1 protein-coding gene is annotated in these 1577 nt (G+C 63.9%); it reads right to left on the bottom strand.

What is annotated here, in order from left to right; translation table 11 throughout:
* Nucleotides 1-262: 262 nt before the first annotated feature.
* The gene (locus EQG76_RS23685; RefSeq protein ID WP_159716933.1) at nucleotides 263-1237 is read right to left on the bottom strand and encodes an alpha/beta fold hydrolase; all 975 of its coding nucleotides are present in this window, start codon (nucleotides 1235-1237) and stop codon (nucleotides 263-265) included.
* Between the last annotated feature and the right edge of the window lie 340 nt (nucleotides 1238-1577).

The following is a 1577-nucleotide window of genomic DNA, read 5'->3' as shown; positions in this document are numbered from 1 at the left end:
GACTATTTCGCCAAGATGGAGGTGGTGAAGCCGGGGCCGCTCGACCGGATCGGCGGGGTCGACTAGGGCCGGGCGTGCCGGCGCAGCGACCGCTGCCACACCCATGGCGGTCGCTGAGGCACGCCGCCGGCATGTCCTCAGGCGAGTTTATTGACCCGGCGTCGCTGCGCGTCGTGAACATGGCTGCCGGCGGCGGAGGCGCGGGCGGCATCGCTAGCCGTCACGCGCGTGCGGCGCCCAGAGCAAGGCACCCCAAGCGGCCTCAATGCTTCGCCACGAAGTCCTCGCTCAACGTGGCGAAGCCGGCGGGATCGCGTACCGGCCCGTCATGAGTGACGCCCGGCTGTACGGCCAGCTCCGCCTGAGGCAGGCATTCGTCCATGACTCCGGCAATGTGCGGCCAGTAGGCGTTGCTCATCGTGCCATGCACGATGAGCACCGGCCTATCCAGCCCCTTCAGCATGTCGCAGCTCACGTTCCACGCGGGCGCCGACAACAGCAGCGGCAAGGTCCGCGCGTTGTCGAGCTGCATCGTCCGGAGTTCCTGCGGCTGTCTCTCGAAGCCGCCCGGCGGCATCTGGAACACGCCCTCGACCAGTAGCCCGGTGGCCTTCTCGGCCTCGCCCGCCTGCACCGCCGCGGCGACCGGGCCGAACATCCGATCCCTTGCTTCCCTTGCCGCATTCCCTGCGTCTCCTTCCCTGATCAGCGAGGGGAGGGATGGCTCGAACAGGACCAGGCTCCGAACGGCATCGGGATCGGCCAGCGCTGCGGCGGTGGCCACGTTGGCGCCATAGGACCATCCGGCCAAGTGCACCGGCCCGATGTCGAGCGCCCTGATGAACGCTGCCACATCGTCAGCGTGAGTTACGATACTGAACTTCTCGCCTCCATCAGGCCAATCGCCGGTGCCGAAATATCTGAGGGTCGGGGCGATGAAGCGGTGCTTGCCGGTGATCTCCGCCCGGATCGGCTCCCAGGTACGAACGTCGCTCACCGCACCATGGACGAAGACGATAGGCTCGCCGGTCCCCTCATCCAGATAGGGCATCGTGACGCCATTGGCTTCGACCTCCTTGGTGGCTGGCCCGGCCGCAGTCGCAGCCGCAGCCCAGATGAGGACGACGAAGCCGAGGGAAAGAGGACAGGATGGACGCGCGAACATGGGCCCCTCCCAATGAGCATCGGCCGACACGCGGATGGCCAGTTTTGCTGCTCCCAAGAGATGGCCGGCCATCGCTCAGCCGAGTTTGATCGACTGCACAGTTAAATATACAGCATATCCATGCTAAAACGGAGATCTTATTCTTGGTCTGAAACTGGTCTAATGCTGTGGTTGTGGCTAAATCATCGGCAGATCAAGCGGAATGTTAGGCTAGAAGTGTTGGGAATTCACACTTGAAGTGGAGGCTTATATTATTAAGATTCAGTCGTGACGACGGGCATCATCAAGGCTGCGCCTCGATGTCTTCCCAACTCCTGCTGCCCGGCCGCTTCCGGCCAGGATGGCCGGGCTCTGCTACCTGCCTTTTCGACAGCGTCCAGGATCGGTCCTCGGGTTTTTCCTCCACGACGCC

This window comes from Geminicoccus flavidas, from assembly GCF_009806515.1.
In the GTDB taxonomy this organism is placed as follows: domain Bacteria; phylum Pseudomonadota; class Alphaproteobacteria; order Geminicoccales; family Geminicoccaceae; genus Geminicoccus; species Geminicoccus flavidus.
This window is presented reverse-complemented; position numbering and strand designations above follow the sequence as displayed.

Excerpts from the sequence above, each read along its gene's own strand:
- EQG76_RS23685 (WP_159716933.1), bottom strand. The coding sequence starts at position 1,237 with ATGGCCGGCCATCTCTTGGGAGCAGCAAAACTGGCCATCCGCGTGTCG.